General features: G+C 65.7%; 21 protein-coding genes and 1 riboswitch. Of the genes, 16 read left to right on the plus strand and 5 right to left on the minus strand.

The window, feature by feature from the left end:
- Positions 1 to 7: 7 nt before the first annotated feature.
- Positions 8 to 397, minus strand: a complete 390-nt coding sequence (locus tag AC3A4M_RS21570) for a hypothetical protein (RefSeq protein ID WP_498738516.1) — start codon at positions 395 to 397, stop codon at positions 8 to 10.
- 200 nt (positions 398 to 597) lie between these two features.
- Positions 598 to 773, plus strand: a riboswitch (cyclic di-AMP (ydaO/yuaA leader).
- A 4-nt stretch (positions 774 to 777) separates the two neighbouring features.
- Here AC3A4M_RS21570 and AC3A4M_RS21575 point away from each other — a divergent pair.
- From AC3A4M_RS21575 to AC3A4M_RS21590, 4 genes are all read left to right on the plus strand, one after another.
- Positions 778 to 1,662 carry a C40 family peptidase gene (locus AC3A4M_RS21575; protein ID WP_498738517.1) on the plus strand — a complete coding sequence of 295 codons (885 nt, stop codon included), beginning with the start codon at positions 778 to 780 and terminating at the stop codon, positions 1,660 to 1,662.
- 214 nt (positions 1,663 to 1,876) lie between these two features.
- Positions 1,877 to 3,487, plus strand: coding sequence for an MDR family MFS transporter (locus tag AC3A4M_RS21580; protein ID WP_498738566.1), 1,611 nt, complete (start codon positions 1,877 to 1,879; stop codon positions 3,485 to 3,487).
- 170 nt (positions 3,488 to 3,657) lie between these two features.
- A complete protein-coding gene (locus AC3A4M_RS21585) occupies positions 3,658 to 4,686 on the plus strand; it encodes an ATP-binding cassette domain-containing protein (protein WP_498738518.1) in 1,029 nt (342 codons plus the stop codon).
- Complete coding sequence (locus AC3A4M_RS21590; RefSeq protein WP_498738520.1) at positions 4,683 to 5,528, plus strand: ABC transporter permease; 846 nt, start codon at positions 4,683 to 4,685, stop codon at positions 5,526 to 5,528. Before AC3A4M_RS21585 ends, AC3A4M_RS21590 begins: the two co-directional genes overlap by 4 nt.
- 6 nt (positions 5,529 to 5,534) lie before the next feature.
- Here AC3A4M_RS21590 and AC3A4M_RS21595 read toward each other — a convergent pair whose 3' ends face one another.
- Positions 5,535 to 6,113 carry a dihydrofolate reductase family protein gene (locus AC3A4M_RS21595; protein WP_498738522.1) on the minus strand — a complete coding sequence of 193 codons (579 nt, stop codon included), beginning with the start codon at positions 6,111 to 6,113 and terminating at the stop codon, positions 5,535 to 5,537.
- Positions 6,114 to 6,194: 81 nt separating this feature from the next.
- Between AC3A4M_RS21595 and AC3A4M_RS21600 the strand changes: the two genes are divergently transcribed.
- Genes AC3A4M_RS21600 through AC3A4M_RS21615 form a run of 4 tightly spaced genes read left to right on the plus strand, consistent with a single transcriptional unit; the run spans position 6,195 to position 12,827 of the window.
- A complete protein-coding gene (locus AC3A4M_RS21600) occupies positions 6,195 to 7,673 on the plus strand; it encodes a DUF3375 domain-containing protein (RefSeq protein ID WP_498738524.1) in 1,479 nt (492 codons plus the stop codon).
- Positions 7,670 to 8,446 carry a DUF4194 domain-containing protein gene (locus tag AC3A4M_RS21605; protein WP_498738526.1) on the plus strand — a complete coding sequence of 259 codons (777 nt, stop codon included), beginning with the start codon at positions 7,670 to 7,672 and terminating at the stop codon, positions 8,444 to 8,446. Before AC3A4M_RS21600 ends, AC3A4M_RS21605 begins: the two co-directional genes overlap by 4 nt.
- Positions 8,443 to 11,748: an ATP-binding protein gene (locus AC3A4M_RS21610; RefSeq protein ID WP_498738528.1), complete on the plus strand. Its 3,306-nt coding sequence runs from the start codon at positions 8,443 to 8,445 to the stop codon at positions 11,746 to 11,748. Before AC3A4M_RS21605 ends, AC3A4M_RS21610 begins: the two co-directional genes overlap by 4 nt.
- A gap of 14 nt (positions 11,749 to 11,762) precedes the next feature.
- On the plus strand, positions 11,763 to 12,827 hold the full coding sequence (locus AC3A4M_RS21615; protein WP_498738530.1) for an MBL fold metallo-hydrolase: 1,065 nt from the start codon (positions 11,763 to 11,765) through the stop codon (positions 12,825 to 12,827).
- Between the two features lie 24 nt (positions 12,828 to 12,851).
- Here the strand turns inward: AC3A4M_RS21615 and AC3A4M_RS21620 are convergent, their stop codons facing one another.
- Positions 12,852 to 13,187: a MerR family transcriptional regulator gene (locus tag AC3A4M_RS21620; protein WP_498738531.1), complete on the minus strand. Its 336-nt coding sequence runs from the start codon at positions 13,185 to 13,187 to the stop codon at positions 12,852 to 12,854.
- A 110-nt stretch (positions 13,188 to 13,297) separates the two neighbouring features.
- Here AC3A4M_RS21620 and AC3A4M_RS21625 point away from each other — a divergent pair, with 110 nt between their 5' ends.
- The 5 genes from AC3A4M_RS21625 (at position 13,298) to AC3A4M_RS21645 (ending at position 15,783) form a co-directional block, all read left to right on the plus strand.
- A complete protein-coding gene (locus AC3A4M_RS21625) occupies positions 13,298 to 13,720 on the plus strand; it encodes an Hsp20/alpha crystallin family protein (protein ID WP_498738532.1) in 423 nt (140 codons plus the stop codon).
- A gap of 159 nt (positions 13,721 to 13,879) precedes the next feature.
- Entirely contained in the window at positions 13,880 to 14,308 is a 429-nt protein-coding gene (locus tag AC3A4M_RS21630; protein WP_498738533.1) for a DnaJ domain-containing protein, read from the plus strand.
- A 33-nt stretch (positions 14,309 to 14,341) separates the two neighbouring features.
- Positions 14,342 to 14,740 (plus strand): hypothetical protein, encoded by a 399-nt coding sequence (locus tag AC3A4M_RS21635; protein ID WP_498738534.1) that lies wholly within the window; start codon positions 14,342 to 14,344, stop codon positions 14,738 to 14,740.
- A gap of 98 nt (positions 14,741 to 14,838) precedes the next feature.
- Positions 14,839 to 15,186, plus strand: a complete 348-nt coding sequence (locus tag AC3A4M_RS21640; protein ID WP_498738535.1) for a GNAT family N-acetyltransferase — start codon at positions 14,839 to 14,841, stop codon at positions 15,184 to 15,186.
- Positions 15,187 to 15,318: 132 nt separating this feature from the next.
- The gene (locus tag AC3A4M_RS21645; RefSeq protein ID WP_498738537.1) at positions 15,319 to 15,783 is read left to right on the plus strand and encodes a hypothetical protein; all 465 of its coding nucleotides are present in this window, start codon (positions 15,319 to 15,321) and stop codon (positions 15,781 to 15,783) included.
- Between the two features lie 38 nt (positions 15,784 to 15,821).
- Here AC3A4M_RS21645 and AC3A4M_RS21650 read toward each other — a convergent pair whose 3' ends face one another.
- The gene (locus AC3A4M_RS21650) at positions 15,822 to 16,703 is read right to left on the minus strand and encodes a polysaccharide deacetylase family protein (RefSeq protein ID WP_498738539.1); all 882 of its coding nucleotides are present in this window, start codon (positions 16,701 to 16,703) and stop codon (positions 15,822 to 15,824) included.
- A gap of 12 nt (positions 16,704 to 16,715) precedes the next feature.
- Positions 16,716 to 17,687, minus strand: a complete 972-nt coding sequence (locus tag AC3A4M_RS21655) for an asparaginase (RefSeq protein WP_498738540.1) — start codon at positions 17,685 to 17,687, stop codon at positions 16,716 to 16,718.
- 204 nt (positions 17,688 to 17,891) lie between these two features.
- On the opposite strand from AC3A4M_RS21655, the gene AC3A4M_RS21660 reads away from it, so the two are divergent.
- From AC3A4M_RS21660 to AC3A4M_RS21670, 3 genes are read left to right on the plus strand one after another with little or no spacing between them, the layout of a single operon-like run.
- A complete protein-coding gene (locus AC3A4M_RS21660; RefSeq protein WP_498738542.1) occupies positions 17,892 to 18,995 on the plus strand; it encodes a hypothetical protein in 1,104 nt (367 codons plus the stop codon).
- A gap of 31 nt (positions 18,996 to 19,026) precedes the next feature.
- A complete protein-coding gene (locus AC3A4M_RS21665; RefSeq protein WP_498738544.1) occupies positions 19,027 to 20,316 on the plus strand; it encodes a sensor histidine kinase in 1,290 nt (429 codons plus the stop codon).
- Positions 20,313 to 20,975, plus strand: a complete 663-nt coding sequence (locus AC3A4M_RS21670; protein WP_498738546.1) for a response regulator — start codon at positions 20,313 to 20,315, stop codon at positions 20,973 to 20,975. The genes AC3A4M_RS21665 and AC3A4M_RS21670 overlap by 4 nt, the downstream gene beginning before the upstream one ends.
- Positions 20,976 to 21,021: the final 46 nt, after the last annotated feature.

Raw genomic sequence — 21,021 nt, forward strand, 5'->3', positions numbered from 1 at the left:
GTTGGCGCTAGCTGGTGGCGTTGGCGCAGGCGTCCTGCAGGGCGCTTACAGACTCGGCCGGCACCTGGTCTCCGGACTGCGCAATGTCACCCATCGGCGTCGTAATTTCGGCTGGCACGCCGGCCTGTTCAGCGGCATCGACGAGGCCGGAAAGCAGTTGCTTCTCCCCTGCGCTGATCGTGCCGTCTGCCACAGGTTTGCAGACCTGCTGGAGCACTTCGTCGACGGCCGCCGATGTGATTCCTGACACAGCATCAGAGGCGGCCTGACTGGCAGCATCCTTGGCGCCGGAAACGGCGTCATTGGCCGCATCAGTGGCGGCCTGCTCAACTTGGCTGCACCCCGTGATGAGCAGGGCAAACATTACAAAAACGAGGGCAAAGCTTCGACGGATCATCCGGCAAGATTACTACGGAACGGCACCACCACCCGAACGCAATCCACCGGCCGTCCACTAGCACTAAACCACCCCGAAACCTGCCATTGGCGGCGTGTCCGTTTTGCGGAGTTATCAATCCGTTATGTAGGGTGGCAACCACGTCGGCGCTTCCTGGGCCGGCCCCCTCGGAATGGCTTTGCCTAACTCTGCCACCGTTCCGAGTCCGTTCGCTAGACAGATGGCAGAGGCGGGGGACCCACGTTTACCGGGCTCCCTCCAGAGCCCTTGGGGTTAAGCCGCAGTTCACCACGGAGCGATTTTCCGAGGTGGAACGCGGCCGGGTGACTCCCATCCGAACCCGACAGCTTACCTCGCAGGCATTGGGAGAGGCTACAACCTTGTTCAAGATCAATTCCGCACGCCATCGTGCCACCCCGGTCCACAGCAACCCGTTCAGCGGAGTTTCGAAGGCCGTATCGTCCCACGCAGGTACCGTTGGCCGCAGTGCCGCAGTTGTCACCGCTGCCGGTGGCCTGATGCTCGGTGCCGGCCTGCCTGCCAACGCAGCATCGGACGTATCCTCCAGCGACTTCGCCGCATCGGCCCAGGCTGAGACTGTTGCCGCTCCGGCCGCAGCCCCGGCGCCCGCACCGGCCTCCTCGGAGGACGCTGCAACCCACACCGTCAAGGCTGGCGACACCCTCGGCAACATTGCCGCGCAGCACGGCATTGAGCTGAACGACGTCTTCGCCGCCAACGGCCTCGGCTGGGAATCGGTCATCTACCCGGGCGACGTCATCCAGCTCGCCGGCGCCGCACAGGCTCCGGCCGACCACGCTGCGCATGCTGCTCCGGTCGAGGCACCGGCGACCCAGGCCGCGCCGCAGGAAGAAGACTTCACCGTTGCCGCTGCAAGCGCCAACATCGAGCCCGCTTCCGTCAGCACGGCCAGCACCTCGGGCATCGTCGCCACCGCCAAGTCCATGATCGGCACCCCGTACGTCTGGGGCGGCACCTCGACCAGCGGCTGGGACTGCTCCGGCTTCGTGCAGTGGGTCTACGCCCAGCACGGCATCGACCTGCCCCGCGTCACCACCGCACAGGCCGGTGCACTGACCCCGACCAGCAACCCGAAGCCGGGCGACCTGGTTCTCCAGAACGGTGGAAGCCACATCGGCATCTACCTCGGCGACGGCCAGATGATCAGCGCCCTGAACCCGGGCGAGGGCACCAAGGTGCACCCCACCAGCTGGATGCCCGTAGACGGCTACTTCACCAAGTAAGCCCTGCGGCCGCACAGCGGCACACTATATGTAGGCATGCTCCTATATAGGTATGCACCGTCGGACTTTCCGGCGGTGCATACCGCGTTAAGTGGGCCATCTTATGTGGGGCCTACCCCTTTTTGGGGCCCGCGGGAATACTGCTTCCACTATGCTGGTTAGTCTTGCTGTCGGCGCCTCGCGCAGGCACCACTTCCCCCCAAAACCATTGAGGATACCTTCCGTGAGCCAACAGTCCCCGGCCGAACCCGCCGTCGTAAATTCCGGCGCGGCGCCAGTATCCGGACCGGGAAGCGACGGCGCCGACCATAGGCGCCGGAACAACAGGGTCATCCGGTTGCTGCTGGCCGCCTCGTTTGTGGTCATCCTCAACGAGACGATCATGAGCGTCGCCCTGACCGAGCTGATGGACGACCTCGGCATCACCGCGCGCGCCGCCCAATGGCTGACCACGGCGTTCATGCTGACCATGGCGGTGGTCATTCCGATCACCGGCTTCCTCCTGCAGCGCTTCAACACCCGGCCGGTCTTCACCGCGGCCATGTCGCTCTTCTCCGCCGGCACGCTGATCGCCGCTATGGCGCCCGGATTCGAACTTCTGCTGCTGGGCCGGATTGTCCAAGCCACCGGCACCGCCATCATGATGCCGCTGCTGATGACCACCCTGATGACCCTGGTGGCTCCGGCCGAGCGCGGCAAGACCATGGGCAACGTCTCGATTGTCATCTCCGTCGCGCCGGCCATCGGACCGACCATCTCCGGCATCATCCTCAACGCCCTGTCCTGGCGGTGGATGTTCTGGCTGGTGCTGCCGATCGCCGTCGCCATGCTGATCATCGGCAACCGGCGGGTGGACAACGTCACCGAACCGAGGCCTGTGCCGCTGGACCTGTTCTCCGTGGTGCTCTCCGCGTTCGGCTTCGGCGGCCTGATCTATGGCTTGAGCCTGGTCGGCCAGGGCTCCGGCGAGGCCGGCCAGGCTGTTTCCGCCGTGCCGATGTGGATCTCCTTCACCGTGGGGCTCGTGGCCCTGTCAGCCTTCATCCTGCGCCAGCTGAGGCTCCAGCGGCGGGACCGCGCGCTGCTGGATCTGCGCACCTTCCGCTCCAGCACCTTCTCGGTCACCGTGAGCCTGATGGTCATCAGCATGGCCGCCCTGTTCGGCACCATCATCCTGCTCCCGATCTATATGCAGCAGGTGCTTGCGCTCGAACCGTTCCAGATCGGCCTGATGCTGCTGCCCGGCGGCCTCCTCATGGGTCTGCTGGCGCCGTTTGTGGGCCGGCTTTACGACAAGTTCGGGCCGACCGTCCTGCTGGTGCCGGGAACCCTGCTGGTCAGCGCGGTGCTGTGGTTCCTGTCCACGCTCACCGAAAACACCTCCCCGTTCACGCTGCTGGCCGCGCACATCGTCCTGAGCATCGGCCTGGCCCTGCTCTTCACCCCGCTGTTCACCGCGGGACTGGGCGCGGTGAAGCCGGAACTGTACTCGCACGGCAGCGCAATCATCGGCACGGTCCAGCAAGTGGCGGGTGCCGTCGGGACCGCCTTGTTCGTGACCGTGATGTCCATCCAGTCCGCCGCCCTGGCCGCAGACGGTGCGGCGGGTACCGTGGCGGTGGCCGGCGGAGTGCGTGCCGCGTTCCTGGCCGGCGCGATCATCTCCGTCTTCGCCGTGGCGGCAGCCTTCTTCGTCCGCAAGCCCGCGGACAACCAGGCCGAGGACCATGTGGCAGCGGATCATCAGGCAACGGACAGCCGGACGCCGCACAGCCAAACCGAGTCACCGGCGGAGTCCGCGGGCGCGTTGGCCGACGGCCGCTGAGGTCTGCTCCGTAGGCTCCGCTGACCGGCAGCCCGTAGAAAGAGCAAGGGCGTACGACGGCGGGCCGCACGATAGTGCGGCGGCGTCACCACTGATTCCGGTCGGCATGAGGACCGGAGCTGTCCTCAATTCCCTTTCCGAAGCCGCCCGGCCTTTTCTAAGATGCCACCATGACGATCATCGAGGCCCGCGGCCTGACCAAGATCTACAAGACGAAAACCGGTGCAGTCCATGCCTTGGACGGGCTGGATCTTTCCGTCCCGCGCGGCACGGTCAAGGCCCTGCTCGGGCCCAACGGTGCCGGCAAGACCACGGCCGTCAAGGTCCTGACCACGCTCATCAAGCCGGACCGGGGCACCGCGCATATCGACGGGATCGACGTCGCTGCCGCGCCGAAGGAAGTGCGCCGGATCATCGGCGTCGCCGGGCAGTACGCGGCGGTTGATGAAAACCTGACCGGCTTCGAGAACCTGGAAATGGTCGGCCGGCTCTACCATCTCGGCGCTAAGACGGCCCGGCGCCGGGCGCAGGAACTGATCGACCAGTTCGAACTGACCGAAGCCGGTAACCGTCCGGTCAAGGGGTTTTCCGGCGGCATGCGGCGCCGGATCGACCTCGCCGGCGCCCTGGTGATCAACCCCAAGATCCTGTTCCTGGACGAGCCGACCACCGGGCTGGATCCGCGCAGCCGGCTCGCGCTCTGGGGTGTGATCAAGAACCTCGTGGCCGAGGGCACCACCCTGCTGCTGACCACGCAGTACCTCGAGGAGGCGGATCAGCTTTCGGACGACATAGCCGTGATCGACGGCGGCAGGGTCATTGCCGAGGGCACCGCGGATGAGCTCAAGGCGCAGATCGGCGGCCACCGTGTGGTTGTCACGCTGGTGTATGAGGCGGACGCCGGCGCGGCCTCCGGCATTCTCGCCCGGCACGGCGAGGGCGAGGCCCAGGTCTCCGGCGACGGCCGCGTGGTGGAAGTGCCGGTGACCGACGGGCCCCGCGCGCTGCAGTATGTGCTCGCGGACCTCGGCGAGGCCAACATCCAACTGCACGACGCCGGCATGCGCCGCCCCACGCTGGACGATGTCTTCCTCAAACTCACCGGCCGCAAGGCGGAAACCGACGCAGACGACGACGGCGGTGCGGGCACCAGCGCCGGCTCACGTCGCGATAAGACGGAACTGGAGAACGCGAAATGACCACCCTCACTCGCCCGGAATCCTCGCCCGCACTGGCCAGCACCGGCAGCAGCTTCGGCCAGTTCGTCTCCGACGGCTGGATCGCCACGCGCCGGAACCTGGTCAAGATCAAGCGCGTGCCGGAAATCCTGGTGTTCACCATCCTGCAGCCGATCATGTTCGTGCTGCTCTTCAGCCAGGTCTACGGCGGCGCCATGGCCATCGACAACTACACGCTGTTCCTGATGGCCGGCATTTTCGCCCAAACGGTCATCTTCGGCTCCACGTTCTCCGGCGCGGCGATGGCGCAGGACCTCAAGGACGGGATCATCGACCGCTTCCGAACCCTGCCCATGAGCCCGGCCGCGGTCCTGGTGGGACGCACCAACGGCGACCTGGCCATCAACTCCATCTCCATGCTGATCATGATGGCAACCGGCTGGGCGGTCGGCTGGCGGGTGACGACGTCGTTCTGGGGTTTCGTCGGCGGCGTCGCCATACTGCTGCTGTTCTCCTACTCCTTCAGCTGGGTCATGGCGCTGCTGGGCATGAGCGTCCGCAGCCCGGAAATCATCAACAATGCCTCGTTCATGATCCTGTTCCCGCTGACGTTCATCTCCAACGCCTTCGTGCCCATCCACACCATGCCGGATATCCTGCGCATCATCGCCGAGTGGAACCCGGTCTCCGCACTGGTAGCCTCGGCACGCCAACTGTTCGGCAACACTTATGCGGAATTCCCGGAGCCCACCGCGTGGACACTGCAGCACCCGTTCGTCACCGTGTTCATCGGCATCGCCGTGATGCTGCTGGTGTTCGTGCCGCTGGCCATCCGGAAGTTCGAGTCCATCAGCTCCCGGTGACGGCTCCTAGTTCCCGGTGACCACCCCATCCATCGTGCGGTAGCGCAGGAACACTACCCCGTTGCCGAAACGGCGCTCCTCCAGCAGTTCGAGCTGCATCCGGAGACCGTCGGGCAGGAACCGCTTGCCGCCGCCCACCATCACCGGCGAGACCAACAGGTGGCACTCGTCGACCAGCCCGGCCCTGAGCGCGTGCGCGGCAAGTTCGGCTCCGTCGACTATCAGGTCCCGCTGGGCCGACGCCTTCATCCGCCGGATCTCCTCCGGGTCGAAGCTGCGTTCAATCCGCGTCCTGGCCGATGGTGCGGTTTCCAGGGTGGTGGAGTAGACAACCTTGTCCGCGTTCAGCCAGATCCGGGCGAAGTCCTGCTCCACGGGCGGCAGGTCCGGATCATCCGCCAGCTCCTCCCACACCACCATCACCTCATACATCCGGCGACCTAAAAGGTAGGTGCCGATCGGGCGCGTCAGGTCGTTCACAAAGGCGTGCATTTCCTCGTCCGGCATGCTCCAGTCGAACTTGCCCTCCGCGTCCGCGATGTAGCCGTCCAACGAGGTGATGCCGGAGTAGATCAACTTGGCCATGGCGCAATTCTGCCACCCGGAGCTGCATCCCTTAAGATCAATGGGTCCCCTTCGCAGCCAGGCACTGGCAGAAAGTTCTTGATGCGCTCCACTGAACAAGCTGTCTCCAACTGGCACACCCAGAAGGACTTCAGGCTCAGCCCTGCCTGGAAGCTGCTCTCCGCGGCACCGTGGACCATCGCCTTCTTCCGGGCCGAGTTCACGCCGAACCGGCCGCGGATTGCGCTCGAGGAATTCCACGCGGCACTGGCTGCCTTCCTGAAGGAACTCCGGCACGAGAACCTGAATGTCAACGAGCAGTGGCAGGCGGCCAATTACGCCGATTCCTGGGTGCGCAACCAGTTCCTCGCCCGGCCGATGGTGGACGGCCAGTTTGTCTACGAGCCCACCGCGCAGACCCAGCGGGTGCTGAACTTCATCGACGGTTTCACACAGGAGCGGACCAACCTCAACAGCTCCCGGCTGAGCGCGCTGTTGAACAGCATCGAATCGCTCGCCCATGAGTCGGACCCGGATCCGGCCGCCAGGATCAGCCAGCTCAAGGCGGAAATCGCCGAACGGCAGGCGCAGATCCAGGCGCTGGAAACCGGCCAGGAACCCGCGGTCCTCCCGCACGAAACCTCCGTTGCCGCGGCCCGGAGCATCCTCGACCTGGCCTCCACCCTGCCGGCGGACTTCAAGCGGATGCGCGACGGCGTGGAGGCCATGCTGCACACCATCCGGCAGGAAATCATGGAGTCCAGCGTGGCCAAGGGCGTGGCCGTCGGCCAGGTCCTCGAGGGCGACCGCCAGCTGCGCAGCACCGCCGAGGGCGAGACTTTCCGCGGCTTCACGGAGTTCCTGAACAATCCGCAGCAGCAGGCCCGCTTCCGCCAAGCTGTCCGCGAAGTGCTCGAGCGCGATTTCGTGTCCGATCTGAGCTCCGACGAGCGCAACACCCTGGCCAATCTGGTGCGGGAGCTGCGCCGCCAGGCCTCCGAAGTCCATGCCATCTATGGCCGTCTCTCCGAGAGCCTGCACACCTACGTCCAGAGCGACGAGTTCCGCGAGTCCATGCTGCTGCGCAAGGCCATCCGCTCGGCCGAGCTGGCCGTGGCCCACTCGCCGGACCTGAAGACCAGGACGCCGGCAGCTCCCGTCAACCTGTACCTGCCGGAGTTCGAAACGCTGGCCGGCATCGGGATCTTCAACCCCGAGGACCATATCCCGCCGCCGCGGCTTGCGGAGCCGCCGGCGCTCAGCGACGCGGACATCCATCGCACGCCCAATACGCCAAAGGCCGACGCCGGTGCCATCCGCCAGGCGATCACCGCAGCTACCGTTGCGGCGAAGGACGGCAAGGCCACGCTGGGCGCGGCGTTCGGACTGCTGCCGCCCGAGCACCGCCACATCAACTCCATCCGTGGGCTGGTGCTCACGGCCCGCCACACGGACCAGGACATCGGCGACCGGTTCGAAGTCCTCACCTACAAACAGATCGACGGCGTCGAGCGCACCGCCTACCTCCCGCTTGTCACGTTCACCAAAGATTCAACGGGTTTCAAGGATGAGAGCAAATGACCGAGACCGAGGCTGACATCGCTGCAAGCGGGTATCGCGCGGAGCGGCAACTGTTCGACGGCGACACCGGCACCTTCCCGCTGCAGCTGCGCCAGACGATTGTGCGCCTGCTGCGCGGGCCGTACATCGACGGCGTTGCCGACCCACGGCTGTGGACCACCGTGCTGGACAACCGGCAGGTCATCGCCGACTACCTGTGCGAGATCTTCCTGGTCCTCAGCGTGGATCCGGACCGGAAAATCGCCATGCTCACCCCGGCCGAAGTAGACGCCCCGCACACCACCGCCGTCCAGCCGCGCAAGCCGCTGCGGCGCGAGGAGACGCTGCTGGCCCTGCGGCTGCGGCTGCTGCTCGACCGGCACGCCGGCTCAGGTACCGACGCCACCATTTCGCGCTCCGCCGCCCGGGAAATCCTCGAAGAACACCGGCAGCCGGGCACGGTGGATGACAAGCGGTTGGAAGAGCTGACCGACGCCTCCATCTCCCGCCTGCTGGCGTTGAAGCTGCTGCTGCCCACTGAGCTGGCCAGCGTGTACCGGGTCAGCAACGCGCTGGCCATGGCGCTGCCGTTCGACAGCATCGACCAGATCCCGGCCTACATCGAGGCACTGGCCCGCAGCGACGCCCACGAACTGATCGACCCCGACCTGCTGGATGCTGAAGCACTCGATCCGGAGATGCTGGATCCTGAGCTGCCCGCCCCGGAGGCCGAAGGCCACGCTTCCGGCAGCACCGTCCCTGACAACACCGCCGCAAGCGAGGTGGAACTGTGAGCATTGCCCAGACGCTCCCGCTCGGCGAGGAGATCAACCCCGGCCAGTACCGGCTGAGCAAAATCCAGGTGATCAACTGGGGCACGTTCCACGGCCGGCACACCATGTACGTGGACCGCGCCGGCACGCTGCTCACCGGCCATCCCGGCGTCGGCAAGTCCACGCTCTTCGACGGCATCCAGCACATCTTCTACGCCGCGCCCCGGCTGAACGAGTCCGCCAACGAGGCCAGCAACCGAAAGGACCGCCGCACCACCTTCAGCTACATGCGCGGGCGGAAGGCCAAAACCGCTGCGGGCACCACCTACCAGCGGCCCAGCGCCACCTGGTCCGCCGTCGCGCTGGTCTTCGACGACGGCCTCGGCCGCCAGGTCACCCTCTCCGCTCTCTTCGATCTGCCGGCCAACGGGCTCGAAGGCCAGGTGGGCAAGCACTACGTCATCCATAACAAGCCTCTGGACACCGAGGCATTGGAAAACCACGGCGGCCGGCGCTTCTCACCCACCTCCCTTCACGCCGCGCTGCCCGGCTGCGAGGCGTTCGACGTGCACAAGGCCTTCGCCGAGCGCTTCCGCCGCCGGTTGGGGATCGATAATGACAAGGCCTTTAGTCTGCTGCGGACCCTGCAGAACGGCAAGGGTCTGGACAAGGGTGTGAACAAGTTCTTCCGCTACGAGGTGCTGGACATCCCGTCCACGCTCAAGGCGGCCGCGGGAGCCATCGAGGACTTCAGCCACCTGCGCGGGATCTACCGCCAGCTGGAAGAGGCCACCGGCCAGCGCGACGCCCTGGCGAAGGTACCGGCGCAGCACCTGCGCTACCGGGAACTGCGCGAACAGCTGGAGCGGAACCGCGAACTGGCCGAGGTGCAGCTGCCCCGGGTGCGCCAGCAGTTGGCGGCCGGGCTCCTGGAAACCGAGACGGCCCGGCTCGCCGGTCAACGCGAGACCAAGACCCTGAGGATCCAGGCGGAAGCCGCCGCGAAGGAGAGCCTGGAGTCGCAGGTCCAGCGGCTGGACGAACGGCATGCCAGCCACGGCGGCCGCGCCATCGAAGCCTTGGAGCGGGACATCCGCGCTGCCTCGGTGGAACTTCAGCAGCGCGAGCGCGTCCGGACCCAGGTGCAGCAAGACATTGACGACGCCGGGTTGCAGCTCGAGTGGTCCGCCGACGGTCTGGAGTCTGCCCGTCTGCAGGCCGCCGCAGCCGTCGAAGAACTTACCGCCGAGGCCGCTGCCGCCAAGACCCTCGAATACGAGGCCGTGGCCGCAAGCATCAACGCCAAGGACCGGGAGAGGAAGCTCCGCGCCGAAATCGCGTCCTATGCCCGGCGCGGCAACAATATCGACGGCGCCAGCGCAGCCGCCCGGCGGCAGATCAGCGCCGAAACCGGCATCGCGCCTGAGGACATGCCGTTCGCAGGCGAGCTGGTGGACATTGCCCCGGAGCATTTGCCGTGGCGGCCTGCCGCCGAAAAGGCGCTGCGGTCGCTGGCCACCACGCTGCTGATCCGCGGCGAGGATATCCGCACTGTGACCAAGGCGATCGATGCGCTGGACAGCCATGGCAAGCTGCGCTGGATCAACATCGCCACTCCCCCGCGGCCCGGAACCGCCGGAGACCGTGATCTGGTCGGCAAGCTCGAGTTCAAGAACTCCGAGGCCGGCGACTGGCTGCAGCAAAAAATCACCAGCGACTATGCCTTCACCTGCGTGGATTCCGACGCCGAACTGCACCACGAGGACAAGGCGATCAGCCTCGCCGGCACCCTCAAGCTGAACAAGAACACCTTTGAACGGGACACCCGGAAGGTCAATCCGGGCGACTACCTGCTCGGCTTCAACAACACGGACAAAATCGCCCTGCTCGAGGCACAGGCCGAGCGCATTCTGCAGGAACATGCGGACGCCGCCGAGCTGGCGGACCAGCGGAGCAAGGCCAAGGATGTGCTCGCCGGACGGCTGGACGCGCTGCATCGGGTGGCCGCCGACACCCGTGCATGGTCCGACGTCGACAGCAGTGCCCAGCGCGAGGTGCTGGAGGGTCTGCAGGACCGGCTGCGCGAAGCGGTGGACAGCAGCGCCACCCTCGCGGAAATCCATGCCGAGCTCAAGGCCGCCAAGTCCGAACTGGAGGCCAGCGTGGGCCGGCTCGCCGTGCTCCGCCACGACCTCGAGGAGCTGGACAAGCAGCTCCGCAATGCCGAAACCGCCCGGGACAACACAGCCCGCCGGGCCGAAGAAAACCCACCGGCGGACTGGGCAGCCGAGGCCATCGGCCGCTACCTTGAACCGCTGGGCGAACCCACGGGGCTGGAGGAACTGGAAACCGCCTTCCACCGCCTCGCCCTGGAGCTCAAGGACGCCGCTGCCACCCTCAGCGATGAGCTCCACAAGACCGAGACGGCACTGACGGATACCTTCAAATTCTTTGCCCGCGACTGGGGCGAGCATCTGAGCGCTTCCTTTGGCACCGGCGTCGAAAGCGCCGCGCAGTATGAGCAGCTCTACCACGACATCATTTCCGAGGGCCTGCCGCAGCGCGAAGAGGAGTTCCGCGAGTACTTCAACAACCGCTCCTACGAGCGCTTTTCGGATCTGCTCCAGATGCTGGAGGAGGAACGCCGTGCCATCGAGGAGCGGATCCTGCCGCTGAACCAGATCCTGGACGATGTCCCCTTCGACAACGGCAGCCACCTCAAGCTCGAGGTCCGGACCAGCGTTCCGGAGGAAGCGCGCACCTTCCGCACGAATCTGAAGAACGCGCTGGGCAACGCCTACATCAAGCAGACCCCGGAGCAGATGGCCGCCAGCTATAAGGCTCTGGAGCGCCTGGTGGACGCGCTGAACGATCCGGCGAAACAGCACTGGCGGGACACCGTGCTGGATGTGCGCCAGCATGTCACCATCAGCTGCAACGAGCACCGGCCCAACGGGGAGATCGAGACCGGGCTGGAACCGGGCACGCTCTCCGGCGGCGAAGGCCAGCGATTCACCTCCTTCATCATGGGCGCCGCCCTGGCCTACCAGCTGGGCATTGCCAGCCAGGGTTACAGCACCTACGGCACGGTGATGATTGACGAGGCCTTCATCCAGGCGAACTCCGAGTATGCAGGCGCCGGGATCAATGCGCTGCAGGAATTCGGCTTCCAGCTGCTGCTCGCCGCGCCGGAGGACAAGGTGGACCTGTCCCGGCACCTCGGCTCCATTACCGACATCATCAAGCATCCGGACGCGAACGTTTCCGGCTTCGTGGAAACGGGGGCCTCGCCGGCAACGGCCACGGCGATTGTGCTGCGCTGACCTAGACTGGTCGGATGCCAGAAGAACCAGTCATCACCGTCACGGGTCACGAGCAGTACAGGGCGTGGCACGCCAAGGAATTCCCGCCGGTGGAACAGCTGCGTTCCAACGTCTGGTCTATTCCGGTGCCGTTCCCGGGCAATCCGCTGCGTTACACGATCAGCTACTTGCTGCTCGGCAGCGGAGCATCCGTGCTCATCGATCCGGGTTGGGACAGCGACGACGGCTGGCAGCACCTGGTGGCCGGGCTGGAGCAGGCCGGCATAACCCCCGGGGACCTGACGGGTATTGTGGTCACCCACTATCATCCGGACCACCACGGCATGACGGCCCGGTTGAAAGACGCTTCAGGCGCCTGGCTGGCCATGGGCGGAGACGAGTGGATTCCGGATCCGTCCCGCGATGCGGACGAAGTCCGTGAGGCGGACATGTTCCGCCTCAGCCACTGGGGTGTGCCGCAGGACCGGCTCGAGGAGCTGACCTTTTCCCGCCGCACCGACCGTCCGCGGCTGCTGCCGCCTGATCTCCCGCTGGCCTCCGGCGAGATGCTTCCCGTCGCCGGGCTGCAGGTCCGCGCCGTCTCCACCCCGGGGCACACCCCGGGCCACCTCTGCCTGGTCGATGAGGACAACGGGCTGGTCTTCAGCGGCGACCACGTCCTGCCGCGGATTTCCCCGCACATCTCCCTCGAACACGAGGGCCTGTCCAACCCCCTGGCCGATTACTTCGACTCGCTCGCCGCCATTGATCTGGGCGACGACGTCGAAGTCTGTCCGGCGCACGAGTACCGCTTCACCGGTCTGTCAAGCCGGGTGGCCCAACTGGCACGCCACAATCAGGCCCGTTCGGATGAGGTCCGGCTGGTTCTGCAGGAGCAGGCTTCCGCCTCGGTCTGGGAGGTCGCGCGCGAGCTGACCTGGTCCCGCGGTTGGGCGTCCCTGAACGGGTTCTCGCTGCGGCTCGCCTTGGCGGAAACCGCCAGCCACCTGGTGTATCTGGCGTCGCTGGGGCACGAAGTGGACATCGCCGTCGATTTCCCCGAGCCGGCCGCCGCCGTCGCTACCGATAGCGTCCGCTGACAGCTGGCCGGGCGCCGCAGACGCTCAGCCCTGCTTCGCGGACCGCTTCTGGCGCCGGTCCTGATCCTTCGCCACGTCCAGTTCCCGCTGCAGCGCGGCGTTGATCTCCTCAAGCCGCAGGACTTTGTCGACGCCGGCCAGGTTCAGCCCGTCGTCCACCAGCTCACCGATCCGGCGCATCCGCTCCACGTCGTTCTCGCTGTAGCGGCGCGTGCCGCCCTCGGTGCGCTCCGGTTCCACCAGCCCTTTGCGCTCGTAGAGCCGGAGAGTCTGCTGGCCCACACCAACCAGGTCCGCGGCGACGGAGATGCCGTAGACGCCTTGCTCCGCCCGCAGCCGCTGCTCGTCGTCCTTGCCCAATTTCTTCCTCCGAACTTCTTGCAAAATATTGTAGCGCAGCGTCATAATATCTGTGTCGGCAGACATAGATAATCTGCCGAAATAAGACAGAAGAACTGAAGGAGGCAACCATGTTGATGCGAACTGATCCGTTCCGGGAGCTCGACCGGCTGACCCAGCAGGTCTTCGGATCGCAGACCCGCCCCGCTGCTATGCCGATGGACGCGTGGCGCGAGGGCGACGAGTTCGTCGTGGAACTCGACCTGCCCGGCGTCGATCCCGCAACCATTGATCTGGATGTCGAACGCAACGTTCTCACCGTTGCCGCCGAGCGCAAGTCCCGGCTGGATGACGACAAGGAAGTAGTGGCCGCTGAGCGCCCGGTCGGCACCTTCAGCCGGCAGCTCATCCTTGGCGACACCTTGGACATGGATAAAGTCACAGCCAATTACGACGCCGGTGTGCTGGCTCTGCGGATCCCCATCCGTGAGCAGGCCAAGCCTCGCAAGATCGAGATCCAGAGCAGCGACACACAGCAGCAGATCAACGCCTAATCCCTAGTAATCCCAAGGAATACGGAGGTACGCAAGGAGGCTGACAACCGAAGCAGGATCTGTGGTTGCCCTGCCTGGCTGCAGGGCAACCCTTCCTGCCTTGATCACCTTGCGAGCATCCTCGTTCCGCGGACGGCAGTCCGGCAGAGGAGAACCGAGATGGAAGACCAGGATCTTTACGCGGTCCTGGAGGTGGACCGCGACGCAGACCAGGAACAGATCCGCCGAGCCTATCGTCTGCTGCTGCGCCGGTATCACCCCGACCTCCAGCTCTCTGCAGATCCGGAAGCAGCCAGAGCGGCAGCCCGCCGGATGGCCCGCATCCTGGATGCCTACGGCGTGCTGGGCGACCCGCGGCGCCGGGCTGCCTACGACAACCGCGGACGGCACCGCGCGTCCACCCTTCCGGACACGCAGCCGAGGTCACGCGGACGCCACGTGGCGGTAACAGTGCAGGATCAGGAACCGGTGGTCCTGGGCTGGACGGCGTCCCCGGAAGATACGGTCTGGCTGTTCCCTCCGGTCTCACCGCTCCGCCCTCCGCGGGACGTGTTTGATCTGCTGGTCCGGCGCTGGTTCCTGGGCTAGCGTGACCCGATAATCACGAGAAAGGACTGCAAAGTGTCGAACTGGCGGCGCTACGATTCAACCCTCTTTCCCATCTTCCATGAGCGCTTCGAGGAACGCTGGGGCGAAGGCACAGCCCCGTTCCTGAATCCCAGTGTTTTCGACGAGGACCAGCCCCGTCCCCGTGCCCAATGGATCAACGTGGACACCGGCGCCGCCGTCGCCGTCGTCCCTATTTGGGAGGATGACCGCAAGCACCGGTCCTTCGCCGTTTTCTATCTGCCACCCGCCGGCGGCATCTGGGTTCTGCGGCCCGGTTTCACGCAGTACATCGAAACAGAAACCCAGGACGACGTCACGCAGCTGGCCCTCCGCAATGATTCCTTCAAGAAAGCCGTGGCCCATGCCGAGGAGTTCCTCTTCGGGCCAGAAGGGAAGCAGCCGCCGTCGTAAATAATTTCCTCTGCATCTGAACCTTCAACGGGGTCTTTGCGTCTCATGCAGTAACTGGCGCGCGCCTTGCGCACCATCGGAAGCAAGAGGAGACTCTGATGCCTGCCGTTCGCGATGACCCCACGCACTCCCAGTTCATCATTTTCTCGGACGGATCCGTAGCCGGGACCCTGACCTACCGCATCAAGGGTGCAGAAATCTGGTTCCTCAAAACCACCATCGATCGGGGCTTCAGAAACCAGCAGCTGGACACCGCCCTGATCATCAGCGCCCTGGACAGTGTCCACCGCCGGCAGCTGATGGTGCGTCCCATGGACGCGCTGGTCAAAAAGACGATGTACGAGCATCCCGAGTACTTGCACCTGCTGCCGCGCCGCCCCCATGCGCCGGCCCGGCACGGCCGTCATCCCGCCGTAAACCAGACGCTCCGCCATCCGGTTGCATAACGGACGCATCCGCGAGCTGGCAATGTAGCCCGCTTGCGCCCGCAAACTCCCAGCGCCTCTTTTTTGGGCGAGGTTGGCAATGCGGTGCAAAATGAACGCTATCCGGTCGGGGCCGGGTCCTAGGCTGAAAGCATGAACAAAGATCAGCCGCCGCAGAGCCGTTGGATCCACCGCACCCGCGCTTCGGAGGCCGGAGCCGGACCGGCGGCACCCGCAGGAAATCTGCAGGACGCAGCGGAAGTCGCGCGGCTGTTTTGCGGGGCCCTGATGGATCCCGCCCATTTCCGGAACACGCTCGAAAGCCTGGTGACACCCGAATCCCGGGAGTACTGGGGAGATTTCGGCGTCGCTGCCCGGAAGCTGCAGTATGTCCCGGACTGGGACGCTGCCCCGGTAGCCGAGCCTGCTGCAGGAAATCCGGCAGTGGCGTACGTCCGGATCTTCCCGGCGGGGGCGGCAGGAAGCGTGCCATACAGCGGCCGTTCGGCCGACGAGGGCCCCGTAGTCACTCTCGTCTGGCAGGACCACCTCGGTGCATGGCTGGTCCATGCCTTCGGCCAGCCGGCTGACCCGGCAACGGTCGCCGGAAGCGCGTGACTTCACTTCCGGCTGTCTCCGCCCGCTACTTTCGAACGCTACTTCGCCCGCGAACTGCGTGCCTTGAAATCCTCGGCTATCGTGTGGAAGTCCGCCCACCTGACCCCGTCCTGGCCGCTGATGTGTTCGATCAGCCGCTCCAGCATAAGCAGCACCTGCGGCCGGCCCGAAACATCCGGGTGGATGGTCATGGTGAAAGCGGCGTAGTCGCATTCCCGGTAGACCCAGTCGAACTGGTCACGCCACATTTCCTCCAGCTGGCGCGGATTGACGAACCCATGGCTGTTGGGACTGGACTTGATGAACATCATCGGCGGCAAGTCATCCAGATACCAGTTGGCCGGAATTTCCACCAGATCGGTTTCTTCGCCCCGGACCAGCGGCTTCATCCACGCGCTGGCCGGCTGATCGTAGTCGATCTTCGTCCAGCTGTCGCCGACGCGCACATAGTACGGCTCGAAGTCGCGGTGCATCAGCGAATGGTCATACGCGATGCCGCGCTCCAGCAGCAGTTCGTTGGTGACCTTGGAGAATTCCCACCACGGCGCCACATAGCCAGTCGGACGCTTTCCGGACTTCCGCTCGATCAGGTCGATGCAGTAGTCGAGGATCTCGGTCTCCTGCTCCCGGCTCATCGCGATCGGGTTCTCATGACTGTAGCCGTGGACGCCGATCTCGTGTCCGGCCGCAACAACCTCGTCGAACTGCCGGGGGAAAGTCTCGATGGAGTGGCCGGGCCAGAACCAGGTAGCCGGGAGCTCGTACTTGGCCAGCAGCGCATTCAACCGCGGAACCCCTACCTCACCGGCGAAAACACCGCGGGAAATGTCATCAGGCGAGTCCTCTCCCCCGTAGGAACCGAGCCAACCGCCCACCGCATCAACATCAATGCCGAAAGCGACGAAGATTTCCTTTGCCATGTCTTTCCTTCCTCAGAGGTACGGCTCCAGCAGTTGTGCTTCAGGCTTCCGGCCGCCGGCGATCAGCAACGCCAGCAGGATGCGCGCCTGGAACAGCGGCAGCGAGCCAAGCGGAGCGGCCCCGGCCCGCACCAGGTCGGCACCGCCGCCATTGCCGTAATAGGGAACCACCGGCCCTTCCGCCACACGGGTGGAAAGCCCAACAACGACGCCGGCCCGCACCGCTTCTGCCGCCCAGGCACACAGCGCGTGGTTGCCATTGCCCACCCCGGTGCCCGCAATAACGACGGCGGCAGCGCCTGCCTCCACCGCGGCAGCCGCAAGGGCGGCATCGGCTCCGGGGTAAACACTGACCACGTCTACGCGCGTGCTATCAAAGGCTGTTGTCGGTAGCGCCAACGCGGGCGGCCGAAGCGGTTGCATCGTGAAGCGGACGTGAGCCCCTTCGGTGCGGCCGATGGGACCGCCTTCGGCAGTTTGGAACGGAGCCGGCGCAACGGTATGTGCCTTGCGCGTGCCCCGTGCGGCATAAATCTGTCCGGCGAAGGAGATCAGCACGCCGTGCCCGCGGGCCTCGGAAGCCGCCGCAACGGCAATGGCTTCACGCAGATTTGCGGGACCGTCAGTATCAACGGCATCCGCCGGACGCTGGGCGCCGGTGAACACCACGGGCTTGGGACTGTTATGCACCAGGTCCAGCAGGTAGGCGGTTTCTTCCATGGTGTCCGTGCCGTGAGTGACGACGACCCCGTCGACCTCAGGCCGGGCGATCTCCTCGGCGACGGCTTCGGCGATGAGGCGAAGATGGCGGTGTGCCAACAAGTAGGACCCGAGCTGGAGCACATCCCGCGCTTCCACGGTCACGTCCCCGGACCCGATGCCCGCCACGAGGTCCTGCACGCCCCGGCTTGCTACCGATGTGCCGTCGGCCCCCTTGCTCGACGCGATGGTCCCGCCGGTTGCCAGTACAGCCACTCGGGGCATTGGGCGCACCTTTCCAAGGAAGGCTGTTCCTCGTTCTGCAAGGAGATATTTTGTCCGGGGTCGGTACTGCCAGCATGGTGGACGCACCGGCTTAGTTCAAGGGCCGGCTCCGCTCCGCTTCGCCCCGGCAGTTCACCCGTTTGAGGGAGCAAGTCCGCTCCGCCGGGGGATCTTCCGCCGGCCCACCGCGGGAAGACTGAAGTCATGACTGCTCATTCAGCACCTTCGCACCCCCTCAGAACCGACGCCGACGGCGGCTTCATCACCCGGATGCCGCTGGCGACGGCGGCCGCGGCTTTCCTCTACGCGGGAATCGCAGGCCTCTTGTTGCTCAACGGCGACCGGTTGCCGCTGCAGCATCCGCGGATTCCCGCAGCCGTGGCACCGTTGAACGGGCCGCTGGGCGACCTCCTCAACTACGCTCTCCCGGCTCTGGCAGTTGCCGGCGGTCTCATCGCACTCACGGTCCACGCCGTGCGCAGACCCGGCAGGATCTTGGCTATTGCCGCCCCGGTCTTTGCCTGCATCTACACCGCGCTGGTCCTGCTGGTCATTGTGGACAGCCGGATCCTCACTCTGCTCGGTTATCTGCCGTACCTGGCCATCAACGCCGTCATGGATCCCGGCGTCCTGGCCGCGATGCCCGAGCAGGGCTGGCCCGTTCTCCTGCACCAGCTGGCGGCCGTCGCCGGCGTCGGGCTGTGGCTGCTAACCGCTGCAACGGCCGTCCGAAAACATTCCGGTGCCTGCATTAGGTGCGGCCGCAAGCACGACGGCGGGGGCTGGCTTTCCGCTGCATCGGCAGGCAAATGGGGCATTCCCGTGACCATTGCCGCAGCAGCCATCCCGGCCGTTTATGCCATCATCCGGTTCGGTTGGGCGGCAGGAATTCCGCTGGGAATCAGCTCCGACTTTCTGCGCCGGATGCAGGAGAATGGCATGGTCTACGCCGGCCTCGGCTTGGCATCCATGGCTTTCGCCGGCACACTCCTGACCTTGGGCCTGATCCAGCGCTGGGGTTCGGCCGTCCCAGGCTGGGTTCCGCTGCTGGGCGGACGCCGGGTTCCGATCCTGCTCGCCGTGCTTCCGGCGTCGTTCGTCGCCGTCGTTGTTGTACCGGCTGGGGCAGAACTTATCCGGCTTGCATTCAGCGGCACCACCGGCGGCATTCCCTTCGACTGGAGCAATTGGGGAACCATCGGGCCGGCGGCGCTATGGATCTTCTGGGGCCCGCTGCTGGGTGCGGCGGCACTCGCCTACTACCTCAAACGCCGCGGAACCTGCCGCCGGTGCGGGCTGGATAGCTGACCGCGGAACGATATTAGGCAAGAATGGGCCCATGGCGGACTCCGGCCGGACACCGGCCAAACGGGCAGGGCAGGTCTTCAGGCACTTTGTGTTCATGATGATCGGCGCCCTGCTCGCCGTTCCCTACATCGCGGTCTTCATCTGGGGCACGCAGCTGGCCGGCTCGCCCGAAGCCGGCCCGCTGGCCGCCGTCGTCGCCCTTATCCTCCTGTTTCTGCTGCTCGCCGTTCCCGCCCTGTTGTCCGTCACGCGCGCCTTGGAACGCACCGCGGTGCGGGAGTTACTGGACGTCGAGCTGCCCGAGCCGATCGGTAGCATCGCGCACAACCGGCGGTGGCGCGGAGCAGCCTGGTACCTGGTGCATTTGATGGCCGGCGGACTCACCTTGGTCACGGCGGCGTTTGCCATTCCTGTCATGGTGACGCTGTCCGTTATGCCGCTGACCGGCCAGACCCGGGTTGCCGACCAGCTTGCCGCGGTCCTCTCCCCCTTCGCCGATAGTACGACGGCGGTGCTGTGGTCCCTTGCGCTGGGCGCCGGGGTCATGATCTTCACCATCCTGACAGGCATGGCACTGCGGCATTGGGCCGGCGTCATGCTGGGCCCGTCGCCCGCGGAGCGCCTAGCCTTGAAAGAACAGCGTGCGCGCGCCGATGCCCGGCGAAATGAGCTGGCCCGTGAATTGCACGATTCCGTCGGCCATGCCCTGACGGTCACCACCCTGCAGGCAACCGCGGCGCAATCGCTGCTGGCCCGGAATCCGGACGCCGCGGTGCGGGCGATGCAGGCCGTTGCGGACACGGGCCGGGCCGCATTGGCTGAACTGGACCACGTCATCGGCATCCTGCGCGAACCGGACGGCAGCAGCCATGTCCTGGACGGCGGGGCCGGTTCGCTGACAGAGTTGCCCGGTTATTTGGACGTGCTCGCCAGGCAAGGGCTGGAGATAGAGCGGAACTTCGACCCCCGCCGGTTGGACAGCCTTCCTCCCGCGATCTCCACTGCCGCGTTCAAAATCCTGCAGGAAGGACTGACCAACGTGCTCAAATATGCCAGCCCGCAGCAATGCACCCTCACGATCAGCGCGGACCCACGGATGCTGCACCTGGAGCTGAGCAATCCCGTCTCCGGCGTCCCGCGGCTTCGCGGCGGTGGACGTGGCCTGGCCGGCATGTCAGAACGAGCCCGTCTGGCCGGCGGCGGCGTGCAAACGTCGCGGGCCATGGGCAGCTGGTCCCTGGTTGCCAGCTTCCCGCTGGACTCCGGGCAGCCGGACGATGGGCAGCCTGATGGGGCACAGTCGGTTCGGGGGCGCAGGTGAACGCACCGATCCGCATTCTCCTCGTCGATGACGAGCCGTTGATCCGCTCCGGCCTGTCAGCCATCCTGTCCCTCGAGGACGACCTCGCCGTCGTCGGCGAGGCGGGCGACGGCGCCGAGGCCTGGACGGAAGTGCACAGGCTGGAACCCGACCTCGTCATGATGGATGTCAGGATGCCGAGGATGGACGGGATCCAGGCCACCAGAGCCCTGCTGGCCAGCGCGCAGGAACACAACGCCCCGCGGATCCTGATCCTCACCACCTTCGAAAGCGATGATTACGTCTTTGAGGCGCTCAAAGCGGGGGCTGACGGCTTCCTGCTGAAGCGGGCCAAACCGGAAGAACTGGTTCAGGCGGTCCGCGCGGTGGCACGCGGGGATTCCATCATGTATCCGGCGAAACTGCGCGAGCTTGTAGCCCAGCATGGCAGCCGGGGACGAGATCTCATCGCTGACGCCGGCCTGAGCAGCCGCGAAGCCGAAGTCCTGCGGCAGCTGGCCCAGGGGCACAACAACCAGGAGATCGCCAGCCTCATGCACCTTGGCGTGGAGACGGTCAAGACGCACATCAGCTCGATCCTGGCCAAGCTCAACGTGCGTGACCGGACCCAGGCCGTGATTGTGGCCTACGAATCCGGCTTCGTGCAGGCCGGCCGCTGACGCACGGGGAACTTTGGCGCCGTCGTCGTTATTTTGGTGCCGGTTG

The organism is Arthrobacter sp. Soil_C_60 (assembly GCF_057656375.1).

Bases quoted from the DNA above. Each gene is read 5' to 3' on its own strand.
- AC3A4M_RS21665 (WP_498738544.1), top strand. From the start codon at position 19,027: ATGGCGGACTCCGGCCGGACACCGGCCAAACGGGCAGGGCAGGTCTTC.
- AC3A4M_RS21600 (WP_498738524.1), top strand. From the start codon at position 6,195: ATGCGCTCCACTGAACAAGCTGTCTCCAACTGGCACACCCAGAAGGAC.
- AC3A4M_RS21615 (WP_498738530.1), top strand. From the start codon at position 11,763: ATGCCAGAAGAACCAGTCATCACCGTCACGGGTCACGAGCAGTACAGG.
- AC3A4M_RS21645 (WP_498738537.1), top strand. From the start codon at position 15,319: ATGAACAAAGATCAGCCGCCGCAGAGCCGTTGGATCCACCGCACCCGC.
- AC3A4M_RS21630 (WP_498738533.1), top strand. From the start codon at position 13,880: ATGGAAGACCAGGATCTTTACGCGGTCCTGGAGGTGGACCGCGACGCA.
- AC3A4M_RS21605 (WP_498738526.1), top strand. From the start codon at position 7,670: ATGACCGAGACCGAGGCTGACATCGCTGCAAGCGGGTATCGCGCGGAG.
- AC3A4M_RS21590 (WP_498738520.1), top strand. From the start codon at position 4,683: ATGACCACCCTCACTCGCCCGGAATCCTCGCCCGCACTGGCCAGCACC.
- AC3A4M_RS21570 (WP_498738516.1), bottom strand. From the start codon at position 397: ATGATCCGTCGAAGCTTTGCCCTCGTTTTTGTAATGTTTGCCCTGCTC.
- AC3A4M_RS21585 (WP_498738518.1), top strand. From the start codon at position 3,658: ATGACGATCATCGAGGCCCGCGGCCTGACCAAGATCTACAAGACGAAA.
- AC3A4M_RS21650 (WP_498738539.1), bottom strand. From the start codon at position 16,703: ATGGCAAAGGAAATCTTCGTCGCTTTCGGCATTGATGTTGATGCGGTG.
- AC3A4M_RS21595 (WP_498738522.1), bottom strand. From the start codon at position 6,113: ATGGCCAAGTTGATCTACTCCGGCATCACCTCGTTGGACGGCTACATC.
- AC3A4M_RS21660 (WP_498738542.1), top strand. From the start codon at position 17,892: ATGACTGCTCATTCAGCACCTTCGCACCCCCTCAGAACCGACGCCGAC.
- AC3A4M_RS21625 (WP_498738532.1), top strand. From the start codon at position 13,298: ATGTTGATGCGAACTGATCCGTTCCGGGAGCTCGACCGGCTGACCCAG.
- AC3A4M_RS21640 (WP_498738535.1), top strand. From the start codon at position 14,839: ATGCCTGCCGTTCGCGATGACCCCACGCACTCCCAGTTCATCATTTTC.
- AC3A4M_RS21655 (WP_498738540.1), bottom strand. From the start codon at position 17,687: ATGCCCCGAGTGGCTGTACTGGCAACCGGCGGGACCATCGCGTCGAGC.